Here is a 26,202-nt window from a genome sequence, read left to right on the forward strand (position 1 = left end):
GCGTCAGGCCCGGCGATTTTCAGCGGCTTTTTCGGCGGGGCCGTGTTTTTGGCCGCCCCTGCCTTGCCCGGCTTTTTTTGCGGTCTGTACAGGCCGCACAGCTTTTCCAGCAGTTTCAAGTTTTCGCACCTCCTTGTCAAGTTGTGCCTGCCGTTCCAAAGCGGCATACAGGTTGTTGGTTTTGAACGGACGGACGCCCGGCCACAGGAACCGGGCGCGGACGTAGTGGAACACGATTTTTTCAAGCGGCTGCCCGTCTTTCTCATACATACCCAATGCGAAGAATGGGAGCATGAGGCCAATCATGCACAGGGCCGCAACGTTCGTCCCGATTGCCGACCGGCTGGAAAGATAAAAGGGGATTCCCACGGCCCCGGCCAGTGTAAAACAAACCAGTTGCCTTTTCGTCAGATTAAAGGCCACTTTGTTTTTTACCCGGCTAAGGTCTTTGGGAACAGGTACATAAGGCATGTTTCAGCTCCTTTCTGCCCAAAGGAAAAGGGCCGCCCATTACGGACGGCCCTAATGGGCGCTAAAGATGGATTTTGCAAGGCCGCCCGTTTTGAACAGGGCGAAGCATAACAGCAGCGTATACCCGGCGCAGCCCCAGATCGCGGCGTGAATGTCCTGCCCCGTGCTGATAGTCTGCACCAGCACCGCGTAAATGCCCACGCACACCATGATTAGAAAGCCTTGGAAGCCCAGCGCAAACAGGCTTTTCAGGTAGTTTTGGCCCATCTGCCCCCAGTCCCGGTTAGCCATTGTCGCCAGCGGGATAGGGCCTAAAGAGGTCGCAAGGTAGATTTCCAGCATACGGCCATAAGTGATGATGAAAATGCACAGGGACAGGGCTTTCATGGTAAGGCCAATCAACATGCTTTCAATCAGCAGCCCGAACAGCTCCGGGATTTCCATTGCTTGCAGCGTCGTTTCAAGGTCTGCCGTCACGCTTGATATGTCAATGTTGGCGTTCCCCGATATGACGCCCGCGCTGGATTGTATGACGTGCTGGGCCACGTCGAACACGGCCATTACGATAGTAAAGGTGTTTGTCACGATATAAACAGCAACGGCGGTTTTGAATATCCACTTGAAGAACATAAACGTGTCTACATCGTGCATGTTGTTTTTTTCGATAATCATTTGTATCAGTTCGTAGCAGCATACAAAGGTCAGTATCATTCCGGCTATGGGAATAATCACGGTTTCCGAGATATTCTGAACCATAGAGAAAACGCCGCCGTTCCAGCCCGACGGCGTTTGCCCCACGTCGTTTGCAATCTCACCGACCTTTGTATTGACTTCATCGAACATGTTTCCGAGATTCCCGGTAATGCAGCCGATAAGAAAGTCTTTTATCCATTGTTCGATCTGGTCGATGATTGTTTGCATAGGCTTTTACCCGCGATTAACCGAACAGCCCGGACAACAGGGGAACCAGATTCAGGCCAATCAGCACCACACCGCCACCGGCCATGAGTTGTTTCATGCCCTGGCTCTTGGCTCCGGGGTTGTCGGAACCGTACCCCTCCAAAAGATTGACGATTCCCCACACGCCGAGGCCAGCGCCCAGCGCCGTAACAAGGATAGACAGAGTGTTGATAGCTTCACCGAAAAATTCCATATAGTCCTCACTTTCTGCCGCTTTGCGGCTTACATATTGATTGATGGTTGATATATAAAACGGAGCCTTGCGGCCCCGTGCTGGACGGTAACAATCGCCCTTGAAACGCAAAAAGGCCCCGCCGTTTCGGTTTCATTCCTTAAACGGCGGGGCCGGGCTTGTCGCCGGGCGGTTCGGTGTCGTCGTCAATCTCGTATACGTCGAACACGTCCCCCGGCTTGATTTTCAGTTTACTATTTAGAAGCGCCTCAATATCAAAGGCAAGTTTCTTGTCCGCGTCGGCGGTATATTTGTAATTGGGGTGTTTCGTCAGATCGTACTTGCTGGAAAAGAAAGGCCGGACGCCTCGAAGCTGCAAAATGCACTTGCTCCCGTCCATCGTCGCCAGTTCGTCCATCGTCATAAGCTCACGGCCCAGCTTTTGATAGTTGGTTCCGTAGCTCCGTTGCGTCCCTCTGGTGTCGCTGGTGGTATAGGTGTCAATACTTTCCTTGCCCAGCACTTCCGTTAAATCTTTGAGCGTCGTTTTCTCCCGGCCCCCTAAGAAGATCACCGAATCCATGTTTCCGATGATGGTTTCGGCGTTGTCCTTGTAAAGCGCCTTTAATTGCGATTGGGCCTGCAAAAACAGGCACATGCTGATTTCACGGGAACGAATGACGGCGCAAAGTTTTTCCAGCTGGGGAACCTGCCCCGTGTTGGCCGCCTCGTCCCACAGGCAGCGCACATGAACCGGCAGCCGCCCGCCGTATACATCGTCGGCCTTTTCGCACAGCAGGTTAAAAAGCTGGGTAAAGGCCATAGCGATTAAAAAGTTAAAGGTCGAATCCGTGTCGCTGATGATGAAGAACAGCGCCGTTTTCTCGTCGCCCAGCGTGTCAAGCCCCAGCTCGTCATAGGACATAATCTCCCGAACCTCCGCAATATCGAACGGGGCTAACCTTGCGCCGCAGCTAATAAGTATGCTTTTGGCGGTCTTGCCCGCCGCTAATTTGTACTTTTTGTATTGGCGCACGGCGAAGTGTTGCGGCTCCACGGCCTCCAATGCCTCAAACATGAGATCGACGGGGTTTTTATAGTCCTCGTCGTCCTCCCGCACGTCCATAGCGTTGATTAGCTCCACAAGGGTATTCATGTTCTGCTCGTCCTCCGGGGCCTCATAGTGGATATACCCGATTAACGCACAGTACAGCAGCGTTTCGGCCTTTTCCCAAAAGGCGTCCCCGCCTTTCTGGTCGCCCTTGGTGTTGGCGATTAAGACGTTTACCAGCTTCAAAATATCCTTTTCCGAATGAATGTAGGCGAACGGGTTATAGTGGAAGCTCTTGCTGAAATTGATGGTGTTAAATACCCGTATCTTATATTTGCCCCGTTTCAGGGCGTTTCCACATTCAACTAATACGCTTCCTTTTGGGTCTACAACGCAATAGCTGGAATGAAGCTGTAACAGGTTGGGTTTTAGCCAGAACCGGGTTTTGCCGGAACCGGAACCGCCCACAATCAGGCAATTTTTATTCCGGGCCGTGGCCGGATTCTTGGGGCGGCTGTTCATCGTCAAAAACTCTGTTTGTGTCAAAATCACGTTGTTTTCCGGCTTGGGGTCTACAAACGGCTTTATATCGTCCGGGCTGCCCCATCGGGCCGAACCGTATTCAATATTTTTGCGCCACTTCTTCGCGTTTTTCTTCTTGAAGTACACCACCAGCCAGATCGCGGCGGCCCCGGCTATTCCGGCCAGCAGGTCGCGGGGGTGGAGGCTGGGCAGCGGGTCACGTCCCAGCAGCGCAAGGCCGTTTATGGCGTCCATAACCTGTTTCCCGATATTATCCCCGGTTGAGAGCCGGAACGCCTGCCCGATTTTATCCGCTATCCAAAAGATAAAGAGATAGGGAAGATTGGGCAGGACATACTTTTTCACTTTGTCGTTCATAGCGCCCGTTCCCCCTTATCCAGATGTTTTTCCTTGCTGATTGTTCCCTTGGATAGCTCCTTGAACTTGGCGAGTTGGGCCAGAACGGACGGACGGCTTTTCTGCCGTACCCGCTTTTGGGTGTACTCGGTAAAGGCGGCGGTCAGGGCGTCCGCGTCCTTGCCCTTGAAAAAGACGTAATACTTGCCGTCGCCCGCTTTTTTTGGCGCGAAATCCACACCATACTTGCGGGCCACGCGGCTAAAAGAGCGAATCCCGCTTTTCTCCACGTTGATACTCGACATGCCTTTTCCTTGGGCGGCCAGCTGCTTCACCGTTTGTTTGCCTTTATGAACCTTTTGCGGGTCTTGATGGTTTTTCCACACAGCAAGCAGCTTTTTCAGCGCCGCTTGCAGCGCCCGCCCGGTCAGCTTGGTTACTTTCACGGCCACCTGCGCCGTTTTGTCGTTGACTTCCTCCTGCATAATTCAGCCCCCTTTCTTACAGGCTGGAAAAAGTAAATGGTTACAGCTCCGGGCCGTGAGTTTTCGGGTGGTCATGCTTGACCTTGCCGGGCGCGTCCTTTTCCGGCTTTCCGGTCTGTTTCAAAGTGTCCCGGACGGATTGCTTGGCCTTACCGGGCCTGCCAAACTCGGCCTTGTATTCCTCCGGGATATGCGCCCGGTCAACTTCGTTCCATTTGTCGCCGGATTCCACAAGGTAGCCTTGCGGGATAAAGCAGCCCTGTTCCTGCTCCTTGATGTGCGCCCCGAACCGGGCGGGGTCTATTCCGGCTTTCCATTCCTCCGGCATTTGCACCATGCCCGAATCGTTTAAGTAGTACCGGCCCAAATCAGCCTCATTGTGGACGTTCTGCACAAGAACGTAAAACTCGGTGTTATAGGTCAGGGCGATCACGTCTTGTATGCGGTAGTAGTTGCCCGCAGCCACAGCTGCCCGGACGGTAGCAAGCTCCGTTTCGTCCAGCGCTTCAAGACGGGACGCCAGCCAGTTCAGGCCGTCAATGGTGTTCGGCTTGCCGATCACGGCGTCCAACTCCGGGAAAGGCAGGTTTTCAGCCATCGAAACATAGTAGTCGGCTTTGGGGCCTTGGGAACGGGAAAGGGGTTCAATCCCCAGCCGGTCAAACAGCACCCGCACCTTGTCGGCGTCGGTGGGCAGCGGAAGCCATTCCTGCCGGTCGTCCTGTTTACTGTTGATTATCAGGACTTCCAGCGGCTTTTTCTCACTCATGTAAATCCACTCCTTTCAGTACGTCCGCAATGCCGGACATGATATATTCCACACAGGGCAGGACAATCGCGTTCCCTAACGCCTTGCACCTTGCGGCGGTTCCTATTTCCTTTCCATCATAGCCGTAAGCCGTCCAGCCCTCCGGCAGCCCCATAAGCCGCTCACATTCCGTCGGGGTCAGGTAGCGTATCAGGCCGTTTTCGTAGTCCTCCCCAAACCACAGGGAAAACATATTCACGGTTCCAGCGAGTAAAGTTTGAAAAGGGTCAGTTGGTTTTCCAAAGCTCCCGATGAAGCCGGTTTTGTCGTGCTGCCTTGCCTGCCCCCGCATACGTCTGTCCTGAAAGGGGTGGACGACTGGTAGCGCCCGCCCTGTTTTTTCAGGAGATATTCGATTTCCGGGGGCGGCGGGCAGCCCGTAATTTCCGCAAGCCTCAATATTCGGGAGCAGACGGCGGGGCTTAAATAATACTTCTCCGGCGCGCTCGCCTCTAAAATCCGCCACGATGAAGATACGCTTCCTCCGCTGGGGGATTGGGGGTTCTCCCCAATACTGGGCGTCCACAAGCCGCCAGCACAGGTCAGGCGTACCCCCTCTAACCATTCCGGCGTTTGCCCATGTTCCCGTAGGAGGCATTGGAATTTCGGCGTTTGTGAAAGATTCCAGCACGGCTCTAAAGTCCAGCCGGTCATTTGAAGAAAACGCTCCCATGACGTTTTCCCAAACAGCGAAAGTTGGATATATGCCATTAGTCGCCTCCCTCATTTCTGTAATCAGCCGCATAGCCTGAAAGAACAGGCCCGACTTGATACCCGCCAGCCCCTCCCGGTTCCCGGCTTGGGAAAGGTTCTGGCAGGGCGAGCCAAAGGTTATGATATGGACGGGAGGCACACCGCCGCCGTCCAGCTTGGTAATGTCGCCTAAGTGCGCCATGCCGGGAAAATGGCGTTTCGTGATGGAAATAGGCGCTTTCTCTATTTCGCTTGCCCAAAGCGGGGTAATGCCGTAACGGGTGGCCGCCAGCGGGAACACGCCTATCCCATCGAACAGACTTCCCAGCGTCAGCAAGCGCCGTCCTCCTTTTCCCCCTGTCCTTTGACGGTCAGAATCCCGGCAAGCGTTGTCGCCGTGATGTTAAGGCGCTGGGCGGTGGCGATCTCGTTTTTCACGCCCTCGTCCACCACGCCGCCGCAGACAATCAGGACATGGGAGCGCCGCAGCATATCGCGGGCCATATCCACGCCGTCCTTGTGCTCGCGGGGGATTGCGTCGTCAATGTATAGGGGAAGATACAGGCGCGGGCAGATGGGGGAGAAGCCCGCCTCATACACGGCCCGGCAGTAAGAACGGGCCGTCTCGGTGATCTCGGTTTCCGTGCCGCTCCATGCGGCGCTGATATATGCTAATGGTCGTTTCATCGTTCAAAACTCCTTTCCTTGGGGCCACGGGCCGGGGCCGTCCGTCCGGCCAGCTTTGCCCGCAGCAGTTCGTTGTAGTCCTTGCCATGCTCCACAGGGGGCGGCTTGCGCTCCACATTCAGGGGGCGGCCTTGCAGCTCCTTGTCGTCCTTTATGGCCGCCTCAATCCGGGCCATTCCGTCCAGACCGGCCTTGTCGTTATCCAGACACAAATACACCTGCTTTATCTCCGGGTGGTCTTTCAGGAATTGCAGCAGCGCCAGCGGAGCCGTACCGCCCAACGACAGGTAATTGCATTTATCCCATGCCGTGCGCTTCACTTTCCGCAGCGTTGCCAGCGATAGGGCGTCAATGGGGCTTTCAAACACGGTCAGCAGGACGCTTGACGGGTCAGCGGACGGGAGGCAGAAGTTAAACCGCTTATCGCTTCCCGGCGCGTCGGCCTTAAAGTCGCCCATCGTTCCGCGCATACAGGCAAACCGGGCTTTTCCGGCCCTGTCCCTGCCCACAAACACGCAGTTGTGATAGTTCCTGCTTTCGTAGAAGATACCGGCTTTCATGCACCGGCTGATGATTTCCGAATCAATCCCCCGGCGCTGCAAGTACGACACGGCGGCGGTGGCGCAGCGGTTCGCTTCCGGCAGTACAAAGGCCCTCGGCTGTTCCGGGGGCCTTGTTACCGGCTGGGAAAGAACGGGGGCGCTTTCTCCGCACAATGTCCGCACGGCGTCCACAAACTCCATGCCCTGCACCTTGATTAGATAATCAAGCGCCGTCTTACCGCCAAAGCCCCGCGTCGTCCAGTTCCATCTTCCGTTACTGATAACAAGGCTGTCATGGGTCTTTGTCCGGTATTCCTTGTCCGTGGGCCGCTTCTTTGTCAGCTCTCCCGGTTCGTAGGCTTGCAGATATGAAAGCAAATCCCACTGTTTCGCCCGGTCTATCTGTTCCCTTGTCACTCCGGGCATAGGTAAAACCTCCTTTTACCGGCTGGAAGAAAGAAGCGGGGCGCTCCTGTCCAGCCGTTGATAGGCACAAAAAAAGGACGGCCTTTTTATCGGTCGTCCCATAAGTACAGCGTATTTAATTAACCTTTTTCCAGCAGGTAAGCTCTTTACCAGCTGGTAGAAAGAGGGGGTGCAGGGGGAGAAAACACAAACTTTCCCCGTCTGCTTGCAAATGGGCGCACTTCCCCCTATAATGAAACTATCGGTTTTATGCGCCGTCCTGCTCGGCCTTGTAGTCCTCTATGGCGTCGTCATAGTCCAGCAGGAATGAAAAAAGGAAGTACCCCCGCGCTTCCGGGTGTCCGGCCAGCAGTTCCACATCTTCCGGGAACGGCAGGCCCAGCACGCCGTACAGCGTCCGCAGCACTTCCAGCATTTCAGTTTCCCGTCCGTCCGCATACAGGCCGGACAGGAGGGTGTATACTCGGTCGGTCGTGTCCGTGTCGCCGTTCGTGACCGTCCAGAGCATTTCCACAAACGGCGGGGTATGCGCCCCGGAAATCAGGTTGATCTTGTCCTTGACGATTTCCCCGGACGGGCGCAATACCCCCTTATCAATCAATTCTTGCATGTCTGTTTGCCTCCTTTTTCGTGTTGCCCGTGGTGCCCAAATGGTGCCCAACCTTACAAAAACACGTTATTAGGAGCCTTGACACGATATTGTGGGATTTTGAGAAAACGCCCATTTCATGAGGGTTTGCGGGGCTTTTTTATGAGAAGTCCCGCCGCCTTTTGCCGGGTTATTCCGGTATCAGGCAATAAAAAATAAAGAACACTTATTTGCCGATATTGGGAAATGGATGGCAGTTATTTTTATCGTATTGTTAAGCATAAGCCCATTTTTAGTAATGATTTAATCATAAAAGTACAGGCTTTGAATAAGAAAAAATATTGTAAAAGGTCATGCAGCGAAGCTACTGCCAGAGAGGGGGGGATAGCATGACGGAAAGACCTATATTGAATAGAAATTTAGACAGTAATACATTTCGTGATTATTATTATTTAAAAGAGGAATTAATGGATTTTTGCAGGAAGAATGCGCTGCCAGTCTCAGGAGGGAAAATAGAAATTGCAGACAGAATTGCCTATTTTCTTGATACTGGAAAAGTATTGCCTGTTCCAAAAACAAAGAAAAAGGCAGCCGTAATCTCTGATATCGAGGAAAATACAAAAATTGAACCTGATTTTATCTGTTCAGAAAAGCACAGGGCTTTTTTTAAGAAGCATATTGGAAAGGGTTTTTCTTTTAATGTGGCGTTTCAGAACTGGCTGAAGAGTAATAGCGGGAAAACATACAGAGAAGCAATTGCAGCTTATGATCAGATTCTTGAAGATAAGAAAAAAGGTAAAACGAAAATTGACAAACAGTTTGAGTACAATACATATATTCGTGATTTTTTTGCAGATAACCGAGGGAAATCAATGGAACAGGCGATTCAATGCTGGAAATACAAAAAGCAATTGCCAGGGCATAACCGTTATGAAAGGGCAGACCTTGCGGCTATAGAATAACTATGCTTTGTGTTTGGTATTTCCCGGTTCGCGTAAAGCGTTATTGGACTTGGGATGATGCCTCTTTTTGAAGGGACTCCGGTTTTCGATATTTAAGTCTGCATAGAGAATTATGAAACGGCAGTCTTATAAAATAAATATAGGATATGTTCGCGATATAATGTAACTAAAAAAGTAACGGACAGCAGTAATAAGGATGAGTGTGCTTGCATGCACAGATGTATAACCATTGGACAGGCAGCATGCACGGAGCAGTTGACATTCTTTATTCTGATGGAAAAAATAAAAGGAGAGAGAAAAGATAATGAAAACTATAAAAAGTAAACTGGCAGCTCTGTTTATGATATGCTGTTTCGTCTTATTGACGGGATATACGGTAAACGCTGCTGACAATCATGTACCCACAGCTTCGGATAATCTGAATATAGGATTGAGAAGCACCTCAGAACTTGCAGCAACAAACAACGGTTATATGAGAGTTTTTTATAATGGGAAGAAAATTTGTATTGAATATTATGACGATAATTTCAATATAAAAAGCAAAAAATCCCTTGATATGGAGTTGAGCATCTGGGGCGGGTTTTACGCTGGTTCTGATGCCTACTATTTAGTAGAGGGACAGGCTAATACCGGTGAGAGTGATCAGGCTGAGGTTATACGTGTAATTAAGTATGATACCAGCTGGAACAAGATAGGTACAGCAAAAATTACTGGCAATCCTAATCTTTTCGGCGGTGAAGTACGTTATCCGTTTGACTATGGATGTGTGGAAATGGCTGAATACAACGGTACTCTCTATATTGTTACAGGTCATGAAGGATATGTTGATCCTGCATATAATCAGGGGCATCAGGGATTTTTAATGATAGCGGTGGACCAGGCTTCTATGACCGGCAGCATCGTAGCCAGTGACCTTTGGCATTCTTTTGCCCAGTATATAGCCTGCAAAGATACAAATTTGTATGTATTAGAGCAGAGCGAGGGTTCAAGATATACGAAACTCTCCAGGTATAATGCTGAGAATTTAGAAGAAACTTCTCTGGCTGTTCTGGAATACGGTGGTTCCCGCTCTTCAGCGTGGGCAATTTCCTGTTACGCAAGCGTGGACGGAATTGCGTTATCTTCCGATCAGGTACTTTGTCTTGGTACCTCCATTGATCAGTCAAAGTACGACAGTGTTTCAGAAGATACAGAACACAATCTTTATCTTACCGTTACTCCAATGTCAGACTTTTCGGAGAGTGCCACGACAGTAAAATGGCTTACAAATTACAGTGGGAGCGGGAAGTGTTTTTTAGGGACAAAGATTACCAGGGTAAATGACAACCGTTTCATGGTTTCATGGGAGGAGTATGGGATAAGCCAGACAGCAAGCACGGAGGACGGCCTGTCATCCAGTCTTCTACACTACCTCTTTATTGATGGAAGGGGAAATAAAATAAGCAGGGAGTTTACTGCAGCGGCGCCTATATCTGACTGTCAGCCTATTGTGAAAGGTTCAAAAATCGTATATTATGCGTCAAACGCCAATATGGTGAATTTTTATTCAATCGACTCGGAAACCGGTGAGTTCAGTAAGAAAATATATCGTGTGGCAGGTGCGAATGCCGCATGGGGGCTAAATAAAGGTGTGCTTACCATATCTGGAAAAGGTGCAATGTCTGTTGATACAGAAACGCATTTCAGATATCCGGTATCGTCGGTTTCGGGAGGATTTTCATATTCCTCAAGCGATAATGCCTGGAAACCAATAAAAGAAAAAGTGAAAAAAATTGTAATCGAGGAAGGAATCACCAGTGTACCTGAAAGTGCGTTTGAATATTTTAACAATCTTACGGAGGTAGAGTTAAAATCAGGAGTAAAGAGTATTGGAAAAAAAGCTTTTTATGGCTGTGATTCGTTATCCAAAATTACGATACCTTCCAGCGTAACAAGCATAGGCGAAGATTTTTTGTGGACTGGTTATTATTGGACATACGATAACAGCCATGTGGTAGAGGCAACGATTTATACACCGGAAAATTCTTATGCAATGAAATATGCCAAGGAAAACGGTATCCGTTATTCGGTTCTCCGTGATACGAAAGCTGGAAAAAGTATAACGGAAGCTAAGATAAGCGGCATAAAGACGAGTTACGTATACAATGGAAAGGCTCAAAAGCCTCCTGTGAAGGTGAAACTTGTAAATAAAACATTGAAAAAGGGAATAAATTATACGGTTACTTATGCAAATAACAAAAAGGCAGGCAAGGCAACCGTAAAGATAAAAGGAATCAAAGATTACAGTGGCACAGTTACCAAGACATTCAAGATTGTTCCGAAAAAGGCTTCTATATCAAAACTGACAACACCAAAGTCAAAGACAGTCAAGATCATTTGGAAAAGGGATTCACAGGCGGACGGATACCAGATCCAATATGCCGGGAATTCAAGGTTCACAAAAGGTAAGCAAAATATACACGTGAAAAAGAAAACGATCGTTTCTAAAAAGATCTCAAAGCTCAAAAGAAAGAAGCGATACTATTTTCGTATCCGCTCATATAAGACAATAGACGGTAAAAAATGTTATGGCCCTTGGAGCAGACCAGCGAAGGTGAAGTGCAAATAAGTGGAGACATGAAACAACAAAACAATGTATTCTGTGAAATTACCGAGCGTTAATTTATACAAACGCCTGCATAGAACGTGAGAAAGTGATTCAGGAGTGCATAAATCCCATCGCCATAGGCGGTTTTGATGGATTTATGCATCCTACTGGTCACGAAGCGGGCAGCAACATAAAGAGAGTGGTGTTACTGTTCACTCAGGTCCGAGCATTTACTGCTCAGATTGTGAATGCTGGTAAAAAATAAAAATAACACTTGCATTAACAGAAAATCTATGTTATGATAAATCTTGTTTAGTTAAGGTATTGATTTCGCATATTTTTGTAAGTCATTATTTTAGTGATTTACAAAAGTATGTGATTTTTTTATTTTATACGAACAAAATATTATATTTAGGAGGTATCTGAGAATGAAGACAGGTACAGTAAAATGGTTTAATGGAACAAAGGGATTTGGATTTATCACATGTGATGATGATAACACTGAGGTGTTTGTACATTTTTCAGGGATTGCCGGAGACGGCTTCAAATCACTGGATGACGGCGAGGCAGTAACATTTGATCTTCAGAATGGCCAGCGCGGCCTTCAGGCAGTCAACGTTTGCAGAGCTTAATTTAGAGATGTTCCTGGAAGGTTGTATGTTTTGGCATATAACCTTCTTTAATTTTTAACAAGACTAATGGCAATGGCGGGCGGAGAAAAATCGGTATCCCCCACTGACATGAAGTCAATCAACGCATCGAAAGATGTGGTCGTACTCTGTTAAATTACCGAGCGTGGATTGCAACAGAATGAAATGGAGGCATAATATGTTTAATATCGGGGATAAGGTTATACATCGGCAGGAAGGTGCCTGTACGATAAAAGGGTTGGTTGACATGAATGTTGAACACGAATCGAAACAATACTATCTGCTGGAGCCTCTTACAGACTTAAAGACATCAATCTATGTATCTGCGGATGCGGATAAGCAAAAGAATATAAGGCATACAATCAAACCGAATGATCTGAAAACCGCTCAGGAGGAGATTAAGGAAAGCCCCATGGAATGGGTCGACAATCCGAAACAGAGAAACCAGTCTCTGACGAAGCTTATTACTTCCATGAACTTTAAGGAGGTTTTGAGCTCGTGGGACTGCCTGAGTACGAGAAAACTGCACAATAAGCTGAATCCCAGGGATGTACAGCTCTTAAAGGTGGCGCAGAAGTTGGTCTTCTCGGAGGTTGCCATGATAATGGATGTAAAATATGAGGAGATTGAAGCCCGCCCCAAAACATTTATGTCTCTGTAAACAGAAACGATAAAGAAGTCTCAGGAAGATGTTGCTAGTCACAAAGTGAACAGTAACATTTCCTGAGGCTTTTTCAATTCCGAAAAACCTTCCTTATTGTAACAGGAATCATGGTATGATAAAATAAAAAAAGCAGAATATACAAGATCACCCAAAGGAGAACTTTCCCATGCCTCTGATGAATGAAATTCCAGACAGCTTCTGGAGTTTATTTCGGTCGTACAACCGGGAGACTTACATAGAAGCGCTTTTAAAAATCAGCGAGGAGTACCAGTACAACAATTACTTCCTGAGCCGGGAGGTATGTATTCAGGTACTGAGCAACTTTTTTGCCCAGCGCAGAATCAGCATCATGCAGGAGGAGCAGGAGACGGACGCGGATCTATTGGAGCCTCCGGCCACCAGAATTCTCAACTGGCTGGTGAGGACACAGTGGTTAAAGCGGCTGGAGGACTATGGGACAGGTATGACTAATATTATTATTCCGGACTATTCCGCGGTGTTTATAGAGGCCTTCGAAAAATTGGCGGGCGGGGAGGAGGATGACACGGAGGTGTATATCCAGAACATCTATGCCATTTTATTCTCCTATAAAAATGATCCCAGAAGGACCGAGCGTCTCCTGAACACTGCGCTAGTCAACACAAAGCGCCTGAATAAGGCCCTGCAGGATATGCTCCACAACATGGACAAGTTCTTTTCCAGTCTTCTGGAGAAGAAATTTTATGGAGATTTGCTGAAAGAGCATCTGGATGGATACGTGGAGGAGATTGTCAAGAAAAAGTATCACATTTTGAAGACCACGGATAACTTTTACCTGTACAAAACGGATATTAAGCGTTGGCTGCGGGAGATTCGGGAGGAGGTACTGCACGGGCTAAAGAACTGGGACGGTGAACGGGAAGAGGATGCAGAGGACCGGGAGGGGCCCGGCGCCCGGAGGATGACCCAGACCCTGGATCAACTCAGTCAGATTGAGAGGGGATTTGATGACATTGAACACCGCATTGCAAATATGGACCGGGAGCACACAAAGTATGTGAGGGCAACGGTAACAAGACTCAATTACCTGCTTAACGAGGATGACGACATGCGGGGACTGGTGGTACAGCTGTTGAATCTCACCTCCCAGGCTGAGAGCATGGAGGAACGCATCACTGAGATTGGAAATAGAATGAATCTTTCCAGGGTGGACATCCTCTCAGAAAAATCCCTTTACAAAAGGAGGAGGGGGAAACGCGCTTTTCTGGAGAATCTGGAGCCGGAGGAGGAGGCGCAGGATCTTCCCAGGGAGGATGTACTCAAGCTGAACCGCCTGCAGAACCGATACAGCCGCAGACAGATAGAGGCATTTATCAGTGCTCATATGCGGGACGGCAAAATGGTGGCCGGGCCTGGGCTGGTGCAGGATGAGGAGGACTATGAGAAGCTGATCCTGGCCTATGACTATGCCATGAAAAAGGGCAGCCGGTATCAGGTGGAACTGCCGCAAGGCGAGGGTGGAGAGCTGGTGAGTGATAAGACTTCCGGAGGAATAGAGTACCGGTATCCGGAGATGGTTTTTACGGTCAGAAAAGAGAGGAAGAGGACATGATTGAATACTATGAACAGCTGCTGCCGGAGGAGCAGGAGGAAGTGTGTCAGGCAGTACAGCTTCTCTACCGGCAGACCTTTGTGTTGGAGCGCAAGTTTGAGCGCAGAACCGGGCGTCTGCAGTTTAACCGGGATTTTCGGGTGTGCAGCAGACATTTGGCCTTTCTGCAGTCTTACTTTTCCATTGCGGGCATTTCGGTCCTTGAAAATAGCCAGACTGGGATTATCTATCTGCAGGGGGAAGCGCTGATAGGAGACAAGCTGCCCCGTCTGACCACGCTCTACGTGCTGGTGCTGAAGCTGATCTATGATGAGCAGATGGCGTCGGCATCTACCAGTGTAAATGTGTTTACTACACTGGCGGATATCAATGAACGCCTGGGAAGTTTTCACCTGCTGGTCAGGCAGCCCTCGCCCACAGAGGTGAGAAGGGCTGTCTCCCTACTAAAAAAATACCAGATTATAGAGCCCCTGGATTTGCTGGAGGAACTGGAGGGAGCCAGCAGACTGGTCATCTATCCCAGCATCAACATGCTCCTTTTGGGGGATGATGCCAGGGCGCTGATTGATACGTTCAGAGAAACGGAGGAAGAGGATGCAGAATCAGAAATTTCAGGCATTGTCGAGAATTTGCCTGAATAACTGGCATTACATAGATAAGCGGGTGCTCTCCTTTGCGGAGGGGATCAATTTTTTTACAGGACACTCGGGAAGCGGCAAGTCCACGGTGATCGACGCCATGCAGATTCTGCTCTATGCCAACACGGATGGACGGGGGTTTTTCAACAAGGCAGCAGCGGATGACTCGGACCGGACCTTGATAGAATACTTGCGCGGAATGGTAAATATTGGGGAGGACAATCAATTTTCCTATCTGAGAAACAAGAACTTTTCCTCCACCATAGTCATGGAGCTTGGGCGCACAGATACGGGTGAATACCAGAGCATTGGCGTGGCCTTTGATGTGGAATCCGCAACCAATGAGATCTCCAGGCTGTTTTTCTGGCACAAAGGTCCCATTCTTGAGAGCGCATACCGCACAGGCGGCCGGGCCATGTCTATTGAGGAGCTAAAGGAGTATCTGAACAGTCACTACGGCAGGGAAGAACATTACTTTGGCCCCAGCAATGAACGGTTCCGCAGACAGCTCTACGATGTGTATCTGGGAGGGCTGAATATGGAGCGCTTTCCGTTGCTGTTTAAAAGGGCGATCCCCTTCCGCATGAATATAAAGCTGGAAGAGTTTGTGAAGGAATACATCTGTCTGGAGGAAGATATCCATATTGAGGACATGCAGGAGAGTGTCATGCAGTATGGCCGTATGCGCAAGCGGATTGGGGACACCTGCTCGGAAATCAGGGAACTGATAGCCATCCGTGAGGCCTTTGACGCGGTGACGGAGAAGGAGAAGAAGAGGAACCAGGCGGCCTATTTTATGAATGCTATGGAGCTGCGCCGGATGCGCCAAAAGGCCTCGGAACTGAAGGACCGTATCACCGCCTGCCAGGAAGACAGGGCGCAGCAGGAGGATAGGAAAAATGAGCTGGATAGGGGCATCGCGGACCTGGAGGAAAAGATACGGGAGCTGATCCGCAAAATTGCCGCTTCCGGGTATGAGGACTTAAAGGTTCAGCTTAAATCTGTCAATGAGATGATTGAGCGGCTGAACAATAGCAAAAGCCGGTGGCAGAAAACCGCACAGGCCCTCAGAGACTGGGAGGAGCAGGAAGTGACGCCCAATGAGGTGCTCTGGAATATAGAGCGGTTTCAAAAAAGCAGCATTACAGAGGAGCAGCTTGCGGGACTAAAGAGAGGGCTTGCGGCTGTGCGCGAGGATGTGAGGGAACAGAAACGGGAGGCGGATGGAGCGATCCGCGAGTACAGCCGTCAGGAGCAGGAGATAGCAGAAGAACTCAAGGAACTGCGGCAGGGACGGAAAGCCTACCCCAGGGAGCTGGAGGAGGCCAGGCAGTACATCCGGCAGGGCCTTAAAGAACAGTGGGGAAAACACGTTCCTGTGGAGATTCTGGCAGATTTGCTGGATATTCGTGATGATACCTGGAGAAATGCCGTGGAGGGGTATTTAGGGGGCAATAAGCTGCTTCTGATCGTGGAGCCCAAGTACGCCAGGGCAGCTATGGAGCTGTACCAGGAACTGGATAAACAGAAATACCACAGGGTAGCAGTGCTGGATACGGAAAAAGTGATGGAGGCCCCCAGAGAAGTGGCGGAAGATGCCCTGGCGGAGGAGGTGGTAACCCAGATTCCACACGCCAGAGCGTACATAGATTTCTTGCTGGGCAATGTGATCAAATGTGCGGATGTGGATGAACTGCGGGCCTGTAGAATTGGCATTACACCGGGCTGCATCCTGTATCACAGTTTTAAGCTGCAGTACATAAATCCGGACCTCTATACCAGGAGGGCGTATATCGGTGAGGTAAGTATGCGCAGGCGCATCCGCCAGCTGGAGGACCTGAAGGAAGAGATGGAAAAAAAGCGTGCTCCCCACGCAAAGTTAAGCCGCGAATGTGCGCAGATCCTGGACCTGGACTATCTGAAAAATGACCTGGAGGACTATCTTGCATGGATGAGGGATATTCAGGAACTCCCCGGCAAGGAGCGTAAGAAGGAGCGGCTGAGGGCAGAACTAGAGAAACTTCAGAGGCAGGATATCGGAGCCTGGGAGGAAGAGCAGAAGGCTGCAGAAGAACTTTTTGACAGGCGAAAGGCTGTAAGGGATGATCTGCTGAAAAGAATCAGCGATATGGAAAAAAACATCCATGACTATCAGAACCAGCTCACACGGCATCTTCAGGAGCTGACCCAGAAGGAGGGGGAATTTACCAGGGATACGGTGCTGGAGGAGGAGGTATCCAGGTATCTGGGCGCCAGGGAGAATCCCAACTATGAGCGTCTGCAGGCCTCCTTTTTGGGAAAGGCGAATACAGCATCCCAGGAGGTGGAAGAGGCCATGGGAAAACTGCGGGAGATTCGGTACGCTTACCTGAGAAAATATCCAAACCGCACTTTCTCACCCGAGGACCGGGACAATAAGGCTTATGATGAGCTGCTGTCCCATCTGCAGTACTCGGATCTGGAGCAGCTGCATCAGAAGGCGGATGAACAGGCTAAGGATGCGGTGAATCTGTTTAAGCGAGATTTTATCTACAAAATCCGCAGCGCCATCCGGGAGGCCTTTGAGCGTCGGGATGAGTTGAACAAGATTATCAGCCGTCTGGACTTTGGAAAAGACAGGTATCAGTTTGTGATTACCAGAAACAGAGGACCTGACGGGAAGTATTATGATATGTTTATGGACGAGAATCTGGAAGTAAATCCCTCCCAGATTTCAGACCATATGGAAAATCAGATGAACCTATTCACTATGTCCCACGAGGACAAGTATGGGGAGAAGATGAATGAGCTGATCTCCATTTTCATACCTCCGGACAATGCCAGCGCCCAGGAACTGGAGGAGGCCAAGCACAATATGGAGAAATACGCGGACTACCGCACCTACCTCTCCTTTGACATGCAGCAGATTATTGAGGGGGAGGAGACGATCCGCATCCGCTTAAGCAGGATGATCAAAAAGAATTCCGGCGGTGAGGGTCAAAATCCCCTCTATGTGGCGCTGCTGGCCAGTTTTGCCCAGGCCTATCGCATCAATGTGACGCCAAAGCTGCAGCGAAACCCCACCATCCGTCTGGTAGTGTTGGATGAGGCCTTTTCCAAGATGGATGCAGAGAAGGTTGCCAGCTGTATACAGCTGATCCGTGGACTCGGATTTCAGGCTATTATCAGTGCCACCAATGACAAGATTCAAAACTATTTGGAAAATGTGGATAAGACCTTTGTGTTTGCAAATCCCAATAAAAAGCATATCTCCATACTGGAGTTTGAAAAGACGGAGTTTGGGCAGTTGACGGAGGAGTTGGAGGAAAGTGAAGCTGATTGAAGCCATTGTGAAGCAGAATGAGAGCACAGCAAAAGGGCGTCTGGGACAGTTGACCGGAACAAAAGCGCTGAACTTTCAAAAGGCAGAAAAGAACTGCGGAAAATTGGAACGGGAAACCATCCTGGAGGAGGCCAAAGCCCTTGAAGAGGAGGGCCTGGTACAAGTAAAATGGTATGACGGAAAGAATGTAATACAGGAGCTGAGGTTTCACAACCAGAATTTGCCGGAGTTTTACCGGCGTCTGGGATGGGAACCATCCTGGCAGCGGATTCATCGCCAGCAGGAGATAGTCAGGAAAGCATTGGAAAATGTGAAAAAGGAGTGGATACGGGAATACTGCCAGAAGGAATTGCTGGACAGGCTGGATCAGGGGAATATTCCTGAAAATTTGAAAAGAGAGGGATTTATGAAGTGTCTGCTTGGACTGGATCAGCTGACAAGTCCTATATTTAAGAGGCTTTTTTCCGTCAAATATCTAAAGGACTCGAAGGCTTTTGAGAAAGACCTTCAGGGACCGGTGATTACAGCAGCCAGGAAATACTGCCCTCTGGTGGAGGAGGGGATGGAGGATTTTTCGGTACTGTCACAGCTTTATATAGAGGAGTATGGACAGCAATTGTGGGTAAAAGGGGGAGTGAAACTGGAAATTAGCGAAAAGGTTCTGGACCTGTCAGGATTCCCTTTTGGGATAGGCTTAAACAGCCAGATGTTGAAAAACTGCCACACCCCCCAGGGACAGAAAATAAAAAGGGTGGTAACGGTAGAAAATAAGTCTAATTTTGAGAGTATGCCGTATGAGGATGGAACCTTGTATATTTTCACACACGGCTTTCCGGGACCTCTGGAGAAACTGTTTTTGGCGGAAGCAGGGCGGGTATTGTCAGCGGAGGGATGCAGCTTTTACCACACCGGGGATCTAGACCTGGGAGGTGTGAGGATTTTCCGGTATATCCGCACACAGATCTTTCCCGGTCTGCAGCCCTTGAAGATGGATGAGGATACCTATGAACAGTATAAAACCGCTGGTTATGGCAGGGAGGTGAAGTCAGAGGCTTACCTGGAGGAGCTGGGAAAGCTGAATGAGCCTCTGCTGCAGGGGCTGGTCCGGAGGATTATTCGTGAGAGGTGGATTATAGAGCAGGAGAGCTTTTTGTTATAAAGGCTTTGAGAAACCGACCCTCATTTATTAGAAAGATGCTTTATGTACAAATATTGAAAAAATAATTTTTTGGGAGATGAAAAGATGGAATCATATCAAATATTTAGCAGTCTTGCAATTATCATAGTCGCCGCAAAAGTCTGTGGCATTCTAGCGTCAAAATTGAAGGCGCCTCAGGTGGTGGGAGAGATCATCGCCGGTCTGCTCATCGGGCCCAGCGTCCTTGGGCTGGTGCAGCAGACGGATTTTTTGAGCCAGATGGCGGAGATTGGCGTGGTGCTGCTGATGTTTTTTGCAGGTTTGGAGACGAACCTCAAAGATTTGATTAAGACGGGGCCAAAGGCATTGCTAATCGCTTGTGCAGGCGTGTTAGTGCCGCTTGTAGGAGGTTTTCTGCTCTACTCCGGCTTTCACGGCTTTGCGGCAGTGGGGACGGACCAGTTTTATACTTCCCTGTTTATCGGTGTCATCATGACGGCAACGTCCGTCAGCATCACAGTGGCAACTTTGCAGGAGATGGGTCATTTAAAGGATACTGTGGGAACCACTATTCTAAGCGCGGCGATTATAGACGATGTAATCGGTATCATTGTGTTGACTTTCGTGATTGGACTTAAAAATCCGGAGAGCAGCCCTGTAAAGGTGGTGGGGAACACCGTACTGTTTTTTGCAGCAGCCTTGATACTGGGAGTGATTGGATACCGGTTGTTTAAGTACCTGGATAAGAGATACCCGCACACAAGGCGTATCCCTATATTCGGGCTGGTACTCTGCTTTGCCATGGCCTTTGTGGCTGAGAAATATTTTGGCATCGCGGACATTACAGGAGCGTATGTGGCCGGCATTATCCTCTGCAATATTCAGGATTCCGCTTACATAGCAAGAAAAATCGATATCAGTGCGTACATGATTTTTGCACCCGTATTTTTTGCCAGTATTGGAATCAAGACAGCCATCAATGCCATGGACGGATGGATGCTGCTCTTTTCCATCGGATTTGTGATCGTGGCGTTGGTCACTAAAATCGTTGGCTGCGGCGCTATGAGCCGTGCCCTGGGATTTAAGGGCAGGGACAGCATGAAGATCGGCGCGGGTATGATGACGAGAGGCGAGGTGGCTCTCATCGTGGCACAGAAGGGGCTGGCAGTGGGGATGATTGACTCTGTCTATTTCACAGCAGTCATTCTGCTGATCCTGGTATCCTCCGTGATAACGCCTATAATACTAAAAGTGCTCTATGCCAGGCCGGCAAAAGCATAAGAGAGTATCTGGGATGTGCGGCAAAATGAAAATTACAGTTTCATACGGTTTTCGTACGCTTCCTCCCAGTAGGGTTTCCTGGCGGTGTACTGCTCGTTCATCCAGTCTACGGCTGCATCCAGCCCCTCACTGGTGAGCTCAAACTGGGCGGTTATTCTGAGGGATTTGGGGGTGGCCTCCAGACAGCGGGGCTCAGGATAGATGACTGCGTTTAGCTTGTCATCCTCCTTGTAAAGGGTAAAGCGCATCCCCATATAACTGCCCGTCTGCTTTTCCTTTTTTATGAAATTTATTTGAAATTTATTTCTCAGAATCATGTGTTACTCCTTTCGTATTTGTCTGCGGCCCCTGTCCGGTACCCGGAAAAAGCAACCTCGGCTAACTGCTTTTTCCGGTACTGGGACGGGGTGGTTCCGTAACGTTTCTTAAAAGCTTTATTCAGATAGCTCAAATCATTAAAACCAGATTCCTCCACCAATCTAGAGAGAGGAATGTCGGTGTTTTCTAAAAGATTCCGAATCCGTTCCAACTTAAAATGACTGGAAAGTTCCGTGAAGGTTTTCCCTGTATGTTTCACCAGGAGTTTTGACAGATAACTGGCAGAATAGGAAAACTCCTGCTCCAATTGGCCCAGGGTGATGCTGGAGCAGTTTTTTTGTATGTAGGAGATCATGGCAGCAATCTGTTTTGCACTTCCTTCTGCCGGGATAAAGGCTCCGTGCTGCAGCGTATACTCCCTGGACAAGAGTGAGAAGAGCAGGGAGAGAGCGGAGCGGATGACACTCTGGCTGCAGGGGCGGTCATTTATATGTTCCTCAATAATCCCTCGCAGTATGGAGGGAAACATGGGGTCTTTCAGTTTTGAAAATTTCAGATAGTCCTGTGTTTTGTTTATCTCATAGATGTAATCCACAAAGAAATTGGAGAATAAGGGGGTATCCGGGGCCAGCGGAAACAGTATCTGCTCAAACAAATCCCGGCTTAGCATGATGTTGAAGATGCAATCTGAGGGGGACAGAGCGCAGACGTCATGAAGAATATTTGGATTTAACAGCAACAGATCATTCTGCTCCAGGAGCAGGGAGGAATCCTGAAAAAAGTTGATACAGCTACCCCGATAGACATAGATCAGTTCGAAATAGTTGTGATTGTGAAAAGTGGCATGTTCTCTGTCCGGAACAGAACCGTTTCCGGTGTTGTGAAGCGAGAGGCCAATCTTATGGTCCCCGGTGAGATAATACTCAATGGGCACAGAGTAGAAGCCAAACTGATGGATCATGCGCAGTATATGGCCCTCAGTTTCGGGCAGCTGGTGCTTAAACAATGGACTTTGGTAGTAGTTTTGCTGCTGGTGGATATACTCTTCGATACTTATTGACATGGGAATTCCTCTCTGACGGCTTTTTGCACTTACTGTGTGGGCAGTACGGGCCTGCTGAAAATGGATGAAAAATACAAGTAACAGAATTTCTGATTACCTAGTTTTGATCTCTGCCACTTTGTTATCATATAAAGTATGTAGCTGCTCAATATCTTAACAGTTATTTGCAAAAATCCATTTAAAATCACCTTTGGTGATAGGATTTTTGCACTCCTGTATCATTTTCTTACGGTCAGCACAGTAAATGTGCAGACTGTTGAACAGTTACTAAAGTATCACATAAAGAAAGGATATGTCAATATGATGGGAAGAGGGAACAAATTAAGAAGAACTTTGGCGGGGGTGCTTGCGGCAAGCATAATGATTTCCGGACTTTCACTGTCTGCGTTTGCGCAGACTATGGATGGGGAGGCGGCGAAAAGTTTTCCGGACAGCAGCTTTGCCCGGGAGTTCGCCAACCCGGACGGCAGCGCGAAGCCTTACATCCGCTGGTGGGTGGCACCCGGATTGATGAATGAGGAGGAGACAAAGGCGGAAGTCAGAAAGATGGCCGAGGCGGGCTACGGTGGTATTGAGCTGGTTGCTATTATGTCTATGGCACCGTTTGGGAGCGAGGCTTGGAACAGTGTGATGAAATGGGCCCTGGAGGAGGCGGATACGTGCGGTATCACTCTGGATTTTACCATTGGACAGGGATGGCCGGTAAAGACGCCTGCTATCACCCAGGTAGATGATGCGAGGGCAGAGCAGGCGCTATTTTACAGCGAAGTTTCCTTCACAGCGAATGCAGATGGTTCAGGTATGGTCTATACCAGGGACGAATTGCCCTTGCCGGAGGGGGGACAGTTTGAGTCTGACAGGCCCTGCGAACTGGTTGCTGTTACAGCGGCCAGGCGTCAGGAGGGACAGGCAGGTGTGTATGAGACAGACAGCGCGGTGGACATCACTGAGTGCGTAAAGGGGATTTCTAAGGACAGAGGGGATGTAACCGGCGCTGGGATTTCCTGGGAGGCTCCGGATGAGGGAGAGTGGTCTATCTTTTATCTGTACCGCCAGGGAATGGGTGATGCGGGAAAAACCGACCCTGTGGTGGACCACTTTAGCGCCGAGGCCACTCAGGCGGTATTGGATTATTGGGACAACACACTGATGGCGGACCAGGAGCTTAGGGATTTGTATGAGAAAAACGGGGGCAGTATTTTCTGTGATTCTCTGGAGCTGGGCAATAAGAATAAGAGCAACGCAGCTTTTTGGACGCCTGAGCTCTTAGAGGAATTTAAGGAACGCCGGGGGTATGATCTGACCCCGTATCTACCCACGCTGTTCATTGACAATTACTACTCCTATTATGCCCATGGACAGGACACGGATGCGCAGCCCAACTTTGAATTTGGAGACGAGGGCTATCAGATCCGGGAGGACTTCTACAAGACACTGACGGAGCTGTTTACAGAGAACCATGTGGAAAAAATCAGGGATTGGGCCCATGGACACAATATGACTCTGCGCTATCAGGTGTACGGGGCTTCCATGGAGCTGACACAACCCACTCTGGCTGCGGATATTGTGGAGACAGAGTCCTGGGGGCATACAGATATAATGGATATGTACCGCATGCAGAGCGGAGCCGTACATCTAAATGGAAGCGGACTTTACTCCACAGAATCGGCAGCAGTCATTTCCCTGGCTTGGGCACAGACCTGGACGGGGTCCCAGAGAGAGGGGAACGGAAACGGTGACACCTACTGGCGGGATGACGGGGGGAACTATGTCTATACGGACAAGGGGAATGAGGATGCGGGGTTTCTCTACCACTATAACCGGCAGATGGCAGCTGGGGTAAACAGGGCTGTACTGCACGGATTTTCCTATAAGTCCGCACTTATGCAGCAGTGGCCCGGAGATTCCTTTATGTCCATGGGGAATTTCCCAAATGAGTGGGATGACAAGACGCCCATGTGGGAACACATACAGGATATGACGGGCTATCTGTCCAGGGCACAGTATGTAATGCAGAAGGGGCAGGCAGATGTGGATTTGGCCGTTTACAGGCTCTACTACTATAATTATCATACCAGTATGGACTGGGAGTTAAATGAGATAGAGAAAGCGGGCTACACATACGACTATGCGGCTCCGGATCTGATCCGGCAGGAACAGATGAAGGTGGGAAGTCAAGGCGGAAGAAGCGTGTTGTCCGAGGAAGGCCCATCCTATAAAGCGCTGATCTTAGACCAGAGAAAGCTCATGAACGGGGAGGAGCAGATGACTGCTTCAGATATGCCTCTGGACGTTGCAGAAAAGATAGTGGACTATGCCAGACAGGGGCTGCCGGTGGTGATTGTTGGGGAAGCGCCCTCCAGTGTGGACACCTTCGCAGGCTCGTCGGCTAACAAAAAAGAGGAAGACAAAAGGCTCAATGACCTGATGAGAGAGCTGAAGGAAATGAAGAATACGGTCCTGGCAGGCTCCCAGGAGGAGGTACCGGCTGCACTTGCAGCACTTGGTGTGGAGCCGGATGTTAAGAGAGATGCGCCATCCGCTCTGTTAAACTTCCACAGAACAGAGGATAATAGGGATTACTATTACCTGTACAACTCGGATATGAACAGAGAGCTCTCCCAGACAGTGATGCTTTCCTCTGAGGGAACGCCCTACCTGCTGAATCCCTGGTGTGGTGAGATCACAAGACTTGGAAAGTATGAAAACAGGGATGGAAGAACCTGTGTGGATATCACCCTGAGGCCAAATGAGGCAATGTTCCTGGCAGTGTGTGATGAGGAAAATCCTTCCCCCCATGTGGTGAGTGCGGACATCACCGATCTGGGCTATGATGACACAGGAGCGCTCTGCGCCAGATTGACGACTGCCGGAGAGCAGACATTTTCCCTGGGGAACGGGAAAAAAGCGGTGGCTGCTGCGAAAAGCGTACCCGAGCAAAGGACTCTGGACGATTGGTCTATGACTTTGGAAAGCTGGTCACAGGGCACCTTGGCTCTGGAGACAGCCAAGGAAGAAAAGGGGCCGTACACTCTAAAGAAGCTGGTTTCCTGGAATGAGATTCAGGGGCTGGAGGACGCTGCGGGAAAGGCTGTCTATACCACATCCTTTGACATGAACGGGGGGTGGGAGGAACACCTGGGGGCATACCTGGAATTTGACTATGTATCTGACACCATGCATGTGTGGGTGAATGGAAAAGAGATACCGGGAGTTAACCAGATGTCCAAAAAGGTGGACATGGGAGAGTACTTAAAGCCTGGGACAAATGAACTGAGAGTGGAAGTGGTTTCCAATCTGGCAAATATTAAGAGCAGCTACACGCAGAGGTTCGGAATCGTGGGAGAGGTAAGGCTTACGCCCTACCGCCAAGTGCCGCTTCAGGAGGTGAGTAACCCGGTACCGCCAAAACCCCAGCCGGTCCTGGTAAGCGGCATAACGCTCAATAAACCCCAGGTGAGGCTGTTTGCCGGGGAGACGCTGGCTCTCACAGCAGCCGTTACACCTGCAAGCGCGCAGAATAAGAAGCTTAGTTGGTACTCCTCAGACAGTGAAGTGGTGAGTGTTGATGCCGCAGGCAGACTCCGGGCAGGGAAAGCCGGGAAGGCAGTGGTAACTGCCTCCGCACAGGATGGCAGCGGCAAGGCGGCAAAGTGCAGTATAAAAGTGGTGATACCCACCGTAAAGCTGAATGCCGGAAACGCCAGACTTCAGGTGGGGAAATCCACCACTGCGGTTAAGGCGTCAGATTTGCAGCAGGGCGACAAGATCAAAACCTGGAAGTCCTCCAACAAAAAGGTGGCCACGGTAAATAGGAGAGGAAAGATCACGGCAAAAAGGGCTGGAACTGTAAAGATTACAGTGACAACCCAAAAAGGGGCAAAGGCCACCCTGAAGCTCAAGGTGACGAAGAAGAAAGTGGTGACCAGGAAACTGCGGCGGAAGGCCGGAAGTCTCACCCTGAGAAGGGGGAAGACCACTCTGCTGAGGGTAGAGCGCGATCCCATCACAGCTACGGAAAAATTGACCTACACATCCACCAATAAGAGGGTAGTGACTGTGGACAGGAAAGGGAGAGTGAAAGCCAGAAGGAAAGGAAAAGCAGTAATCCGGATAAAGGCATCAAACGGAGTCAGGACAAGGATTAGAGTAACCGTTCGTTAAAATTAATAAAAATAGCGCCAACTCTTATAACTAAAGGTACAGTGGGTATACTAACTGAAAA

Annotated in this window: 22 protein-coding genes; 10 read left to right on the top strand and 12 right to left on the bottom strand. The window is 49.6% G+C overall.

Going from position 1 to position 26,202, the window contains the following annotated elements:
- Nucleotides 1-3 precede the first annotated feature (3 nt).
- From AC0THY_RS04510 to AC0THY_RS04555, 10 genes are all read right to left on the bottom strand, one after another.
- On the bottom strand, nucleotides 4-471 hold the full coding sequence (locus tag AC0THY_RS04510) for a PrgI family protein (protein ID WP_489993265.1): 468 nt from the start codon (nucleotides 469-471) through the stop codon (nucleotides 4-6).
- Between the two features lie 51 nt (nucleotides 472-522).
- Nucleotides 523-1,392, bottom strand: coding sequence for a VirB6/TrbL-like conjugal transfer protein, CD1112 family (locus AC0THY_RS04515; protein ID WP_489993266.1), 870 nt, complete (start codon nucleotides 1,390-1,392; stop codon nucleotides 523-525).
- Nucleotides 1,393-1,408: 16 nt separating this feature from the next.
- Complete coding sequence (locus AC0THY_RS04520) at nucleotides 1,409-1,624, bottom strand: Maff2 family mobile element protein (RefSeq protein ID WP_489993267.1); 216 nt, start codon at nucleotides 1,622-1,624, stop codon at nucleotides 1,409-1,411.
- Between the two features lie 139 nt (nucleotides 1,625-1,763).
- On the bottom strand, nucleotides 1,764-3,554 hold the full coding sequence (locus tag AC0THY_RS04525) for a VirD4-like conjugal transfer protein, CD1115 family (RefSeq protein ID WP_489993268.1): 1,791 nt from the start codon (nucleotides 3,552-3,554) through the stop codon (nucleotides 1,764-1,766).
- Nucleotides 3,551-4,018 (bottom strand): PcfB family protein, encoded by a 468-nt coding sequence (locus AC0THY_RS04530; protein WP_489993269.1) that lies wholly within the window; start codon nucleotides 4,016-4,018, stop codon nucleotides 3,551-3,553. Before AC0THY_RS04530 ends, AC0THY_RS04525 begins: the two co-directional genes overlap by 4 nt.
- 40 nt (nucleotides 4,019-4,058) lie before the next feature.
- Complete coding sequence (locus AC0THY_RS04535) at nucleotides 4,059-4,787, bottom strand: antirestriction protein ArdA (protein WP_489993270.1); 729 nt, start codon at nucleotides 4,785-4,787, stop codon at nucleotides 4,059-4,061.
- The gene (locus AC0THY_RS04540; protein WP_489993271.1) at nucleotides 4,780-5,856 is read right to left on the bottom strand and encodes a DNA cytosine methyltransferase; all 1,077 of its coding nucleotides are present in this window, start codon (nucleotides 5,854-5,856) and stop codon (nucleotides 4,780-4,782) included. The genes AC0THY_RS04535 and AC0THY_RS04540 overlap by 8 nt, the downstream gene beginning before the upstream one ends.
- Nucleotides 5,850-6,206: a DUF7768 domain-containing protein gene (locus AC0THY_RS04545; protein WP_489993272.1), complete on the bottom strand. Its 357-nt coding sequence runs from the start codon at nucleotides 6,204-6,206 to the stop codon at nucleotides 5,850-5,852. The genes AC0THY_RS04540 and AC0THY_RS04545 overlap by 7 nt, the downstream gene beginning before the upstream one ends.
- The gene (locus AC0THY_RS04550; RefSeq protein WP_489993273.1) at nucleotides 6,203-7,174 is read right to left on the bottom strand and encodes a DUF3991 and toprim domain-containing protein; all 972 of its coding nucleotides are present in this window, start codon (nucleotides 7,172-7,174) and stop codon (nucleotides 6,203-6,205) included. Before AC0THY_RS04550 ends, AC0THY_RS04545 begins: the two co-directional genes overlap by 4 nt.
- A 247-nt stretch (nucleotides 7,175-7,421) precedes the next feature.
- Entirely contained in the window at nucleotides 7,422-7,784 is a 363-nt protein-coding gene (locus AC0THY_RS04555; protein WP_489993274.1) for a hypothetical protein, read from the bottom strand.
- 368 nt (nucleotides 7,785-8,152) lie between these two features.
- Between AC0THY_RS04555 and AC0THY_RS04560 the strand changes: the two genes are divergently transcribed.
- From AC0THY_RS04560 to AC0THY_RS04600, 9 genes are all read left to right on the top strand, one after another.
- Nucleotides 8,153-8,725, top strand: a complete 573-nt coding sequence (locus AC0THY_RS04560; protein WP_489993275.1) for a DUF6434 domain-containing protein — start codon at nucleotides 8,153-8,155, stop codon at nucleotides 8,723-8,725.
- A 304-nt stretch (nucleotides 8,726-9,029) separates the two neighbouring features.
- Nucleotides 9,030-11,333, top strand: coding sequence for a leucine-rich repeat domain-containing protein (locus tag AC0THY_RS04565; protein ID WP_489993276.1), 2,304 nt, complete (start codon nucleotides 9,030-9,032; stop codon nucleotides 11,331-11,333).
- Between the two features lie 407 nt (nucleotides 11,334-11,740).
- Nucleotides 11,741-11,944, top strand: coding sequence for a cold-shock protein (locus AC0THY_RS04570; protein ID WP_489993277.1), 204 nt, complete (start codon nucleotides 11,741-11,743; stop codon nucleotides 11,942-11,944).
- A 196-nt stretch (nucleotides 11,945-12,140) separates the two neighbouring features.
- Entirely contained in the window at nucleotides 12,141-12,623 is a 483-nt protein-coding gene (locus AC0THY_RS04575; RefSeq protein ID WP_489993278.1) for a CarD family transcriptional regulator, read from the top strand.
- Nucleotides 12,624-12,792: 169 nt separating this feature from the next.
- On the top strand, nucleotides 12,793-14,217 hold the full coding sequence (locus AC0THY_RS04580) for a Wadjet anti-phage system protein JetA family protein (RefSeq protein WP_489993279.1): 1,425 nt from the start codon (nucleotides 12,793-12,795) through the stop codon (nucleotides 14,215-14,217).
- Nucleotides 14,214-14,858, top strand: coding sequence for a DUF4194 domain-containing protein (locus AC0THY_RS04585; protein WP_489993280.1), 645 nt, complete (start codon nucleotides 14,214-14,216; stop codon nucleotides 14,856-14,858). Before AC0THY_RS04580 ends, AC0THY_RS04585 begins: the two co-directional genes overlap by 4 nt.
- A complete protein-coding gene (locus AC0THY_RS04590; protein WP_489993281.1) occupies nucleotides 14,812-18,177 on the top strand; it encodes an ATP-binding protein in 3,366 nt (1,121 codons plus the stop codon). The genes AC0THY_RS04585 and AC0THY_RS04590 overlap by 47 nt, the downstream gene beginning before the upstream one ends.
- Nucleotides 18,164-19,336 carry a Wadjet anti-phage system protein JetD domain-containing protein gene (locus AC0THY_RS04595; RefSeq protein ID WP_489993282.1) on the top strand — a complete coding sequence of 391 codons (1,173 nt, stop codon included), beginning with the start codon at nucleotides 18,164-18,166 and terminating at the stop codon, nucleotides 19,334-19,336. Before AC0THY_RS04590 ends, AC0THY_RS04595 begins: the two co-directional genes overlap by 14 nt.
- Before the next feature lie 84 nt (nucleotides 19,337-19,420).
- Nucleotides 19,421-20,596 (top strand): cation:proton antiporter, encoded by a 1,176-nt coding sequence (locus tag AC0THY_RS04600; RefSeq protein ID WP_489993283.1) that lies wholly within the window; start codon nucleotides 19,421-19,423, stop codon nucleotides 20,594-20,596.
- 32 nt (nucleotides 20,597-20,628) lie between these two features.
- Here the strand turns inward: AC0THY_RS04600 and AC0THY_RS04605 are convergent, their stop codons facing one another.
- Complete coding sequence (locus AC0THY_RS04605; protein ID WP_489993284.1) at nucleotides 20,629-20,913, bottom strand: hypothetical protein; 285 nt, start codon at nucleotides 20,911-20,913, stop codon at nucleotides 20,629-20,631.
- Nucleotides 20,910-21,977 (bottom strand): AraC family transcriptional regulator, encoded by a 1,068-nt coding sequence (locus AC0THY_RS04610; RefSeq protein ID WP_489993285.1) that lies wholly within the window; start codon nucleotides 21,975-21,977, stop codon nucleotides 20,910-20,912. Before AC0THY_RS04610 ends, AC0THY_RS04605 begins: the two co-directional genes overlap by 4 nt.
- Before the next feature lie 300 nt (nucleotides 21,978-22,277).
- On the opposite strand from AC0THY_RS04610, the gene AC0THY_RS04615 reads away from it, so the two are divergent.
- Nucleotides 22,278-26,141, top strand: a complete 3,864-nt coding sequence (locus tag AC0THY_RS04615; RefSeq protein WP_489993286.1) for a glycosyl hydrolase — start codon at nucleotides 22,278-22,280, stop codon at nucleotides 26,139-26,141.
- The last annotated feature ends 61 nt before the right edge of the window (nucleotides 26,142-26,202 follow it).

The sequence above is a fragment of the Ruminococcus sp. 8Y-12 genome (genome assembly GCF_058119865.1).

Bases quoted from the DNA above. Each gene is read 5' to 3' on its own strand.
- AC0THY_RS04575 (WP_489993278.1), top strand. From the start codon at position 12,141: ATGTTTAATATCGGGGATAAGGTTATACATCGGCAGGAAGGTGCCTGT.
- AC0THY_RS04550 (WP_489993273.1), bottom strand. From the start codon at position 7,174: ATGCCCGGAGTGACAAGGGAACAGATAGACCGGGCGAAACAGTGGGAT.
- AC0THY_RS04605 (WP_489993284.1), bottom strand. From the start codon at position 20,913: ATGATTCTGAGAAATAAATTTCAAATAAATTTCATAAAAAAGGAAAAG.
- AC0THY_RS04565 (WP_489993276.1), top strand. From the start codon at position 9,030: ATGAAAACTATAAAAAGTAAACTGGCAGCTCTGTTTATGATATGCTGT.
- AC0THY_RS04520 (WP_489993267.1), bottom strand. From the start codon at position 1,624: ATGGAATTTTTCGGTGAAGCTATCAACACTCTGTCTATCCTTGTTACG.
- AC0THY_RS04555 (WP_489993274.1), bottom strand. From the start codon at position 7,784: ATGCAAGAATTGATTGATAAGGGGGTATTGCGCCCGTCCGGGGAAATC.
- AC0THY_RS04600 (WP_489993283.1), top strand. From the start codon at position 19,421: ATGGAATCATATCAAATATTTAGCAGTCTTGCAATTATCATAGTCGCC.
- AC0THY_RS04510 (WP_489993265.1), bottom strand. From the start codon at position 471: ATGCCTTATGTACCTGTTCCCAAAGACCTTAGCCGGGTAAAAAACAAA.
- AC0THY_RS04515 (WP_489993266.1), bottom strand. From the start codon at position 1,392: ATGCAAACAATCATCGACCAGATCGAACAATGGATAAAAGACTTTCTT.
- AC0THY_RS04525 (WP_489993268.1), bottom strand. From the start codon at position 3,554: ATGAACGACAAAGTGAAAAAGTATGTCCTGCCCAATCTTCCCTATCTC.
- AC0THY_RS04560 (WP_489993275.1), top strand. From the start codon at position 8,153: ATGACGGAAAGACCTATATTGAATAGAAATTTAGACAGTAATACATTT.
- AC0THY_RS04615 (WP_489993286.1), top strand. From the start codon at position 22,278: ATGATGGGAAGAGGGAACAAATTAAGAAGAACTTTGGCGGGGGTGCTT.
- AC0THY_RS04590 (WP_489993281.1), top strand. From the start codon at position 14,812: ATGCAGAATCAGAAATTTCAGGCATTGTCGAGAATTTGCCTGAATAAC.
- AC0THY_RS04585 (WP_489993280.1), top strand. From the start codon at position 14,214: ATGATTGAATACTATGAACAGCTGCTGCCGGAGGAGCAGGAGGAAGTG.
- AC0THY_RS04580 (WP_489993279.1), top strand. From the start codon at position 12,793: ATGCCTCTGATGAATGAAATTCCAGACAGCTTCTGGAGTTTATTTCGG.
- AC0THY_RS04530 (WP_489993269.1), bottom strand. From the start codon at position 4,018: ATGCAGGAGGAAGTCAACGACAAAACGGCGCAGGTGGCCGTGAAAGTA.
- AC0THY_RS04610 (WP_489993285.1), bottom strand. From the start codon at position 21,977: ATGTCAATAAGTATCGAAGAGTATATCCACCAGCAGCAAAACTACTAC.
- AC0THY_RS04535 (WP_489993270.1), bottom strand. From the start codon at position 4,787: ATGAGTGAGAAAAAGCCGCTGGAAGTCCTGATAATCAACAGTAAACAG.
- AC0THY_RS04570 (WP_489993277.1), top strand. From the start codon at position 11,741: ATGAAGACAGGTACAGTAAAATGGTTTAATGGAACAAAGGGATTTGGA.
- AC0THY_RS04545 (WP_489993272.1), bottom strand. From the start codon at position 6,206: ATGAAACGACCATTAGCATATATCAGCGCCGCATGGAGCGGCACGGAA.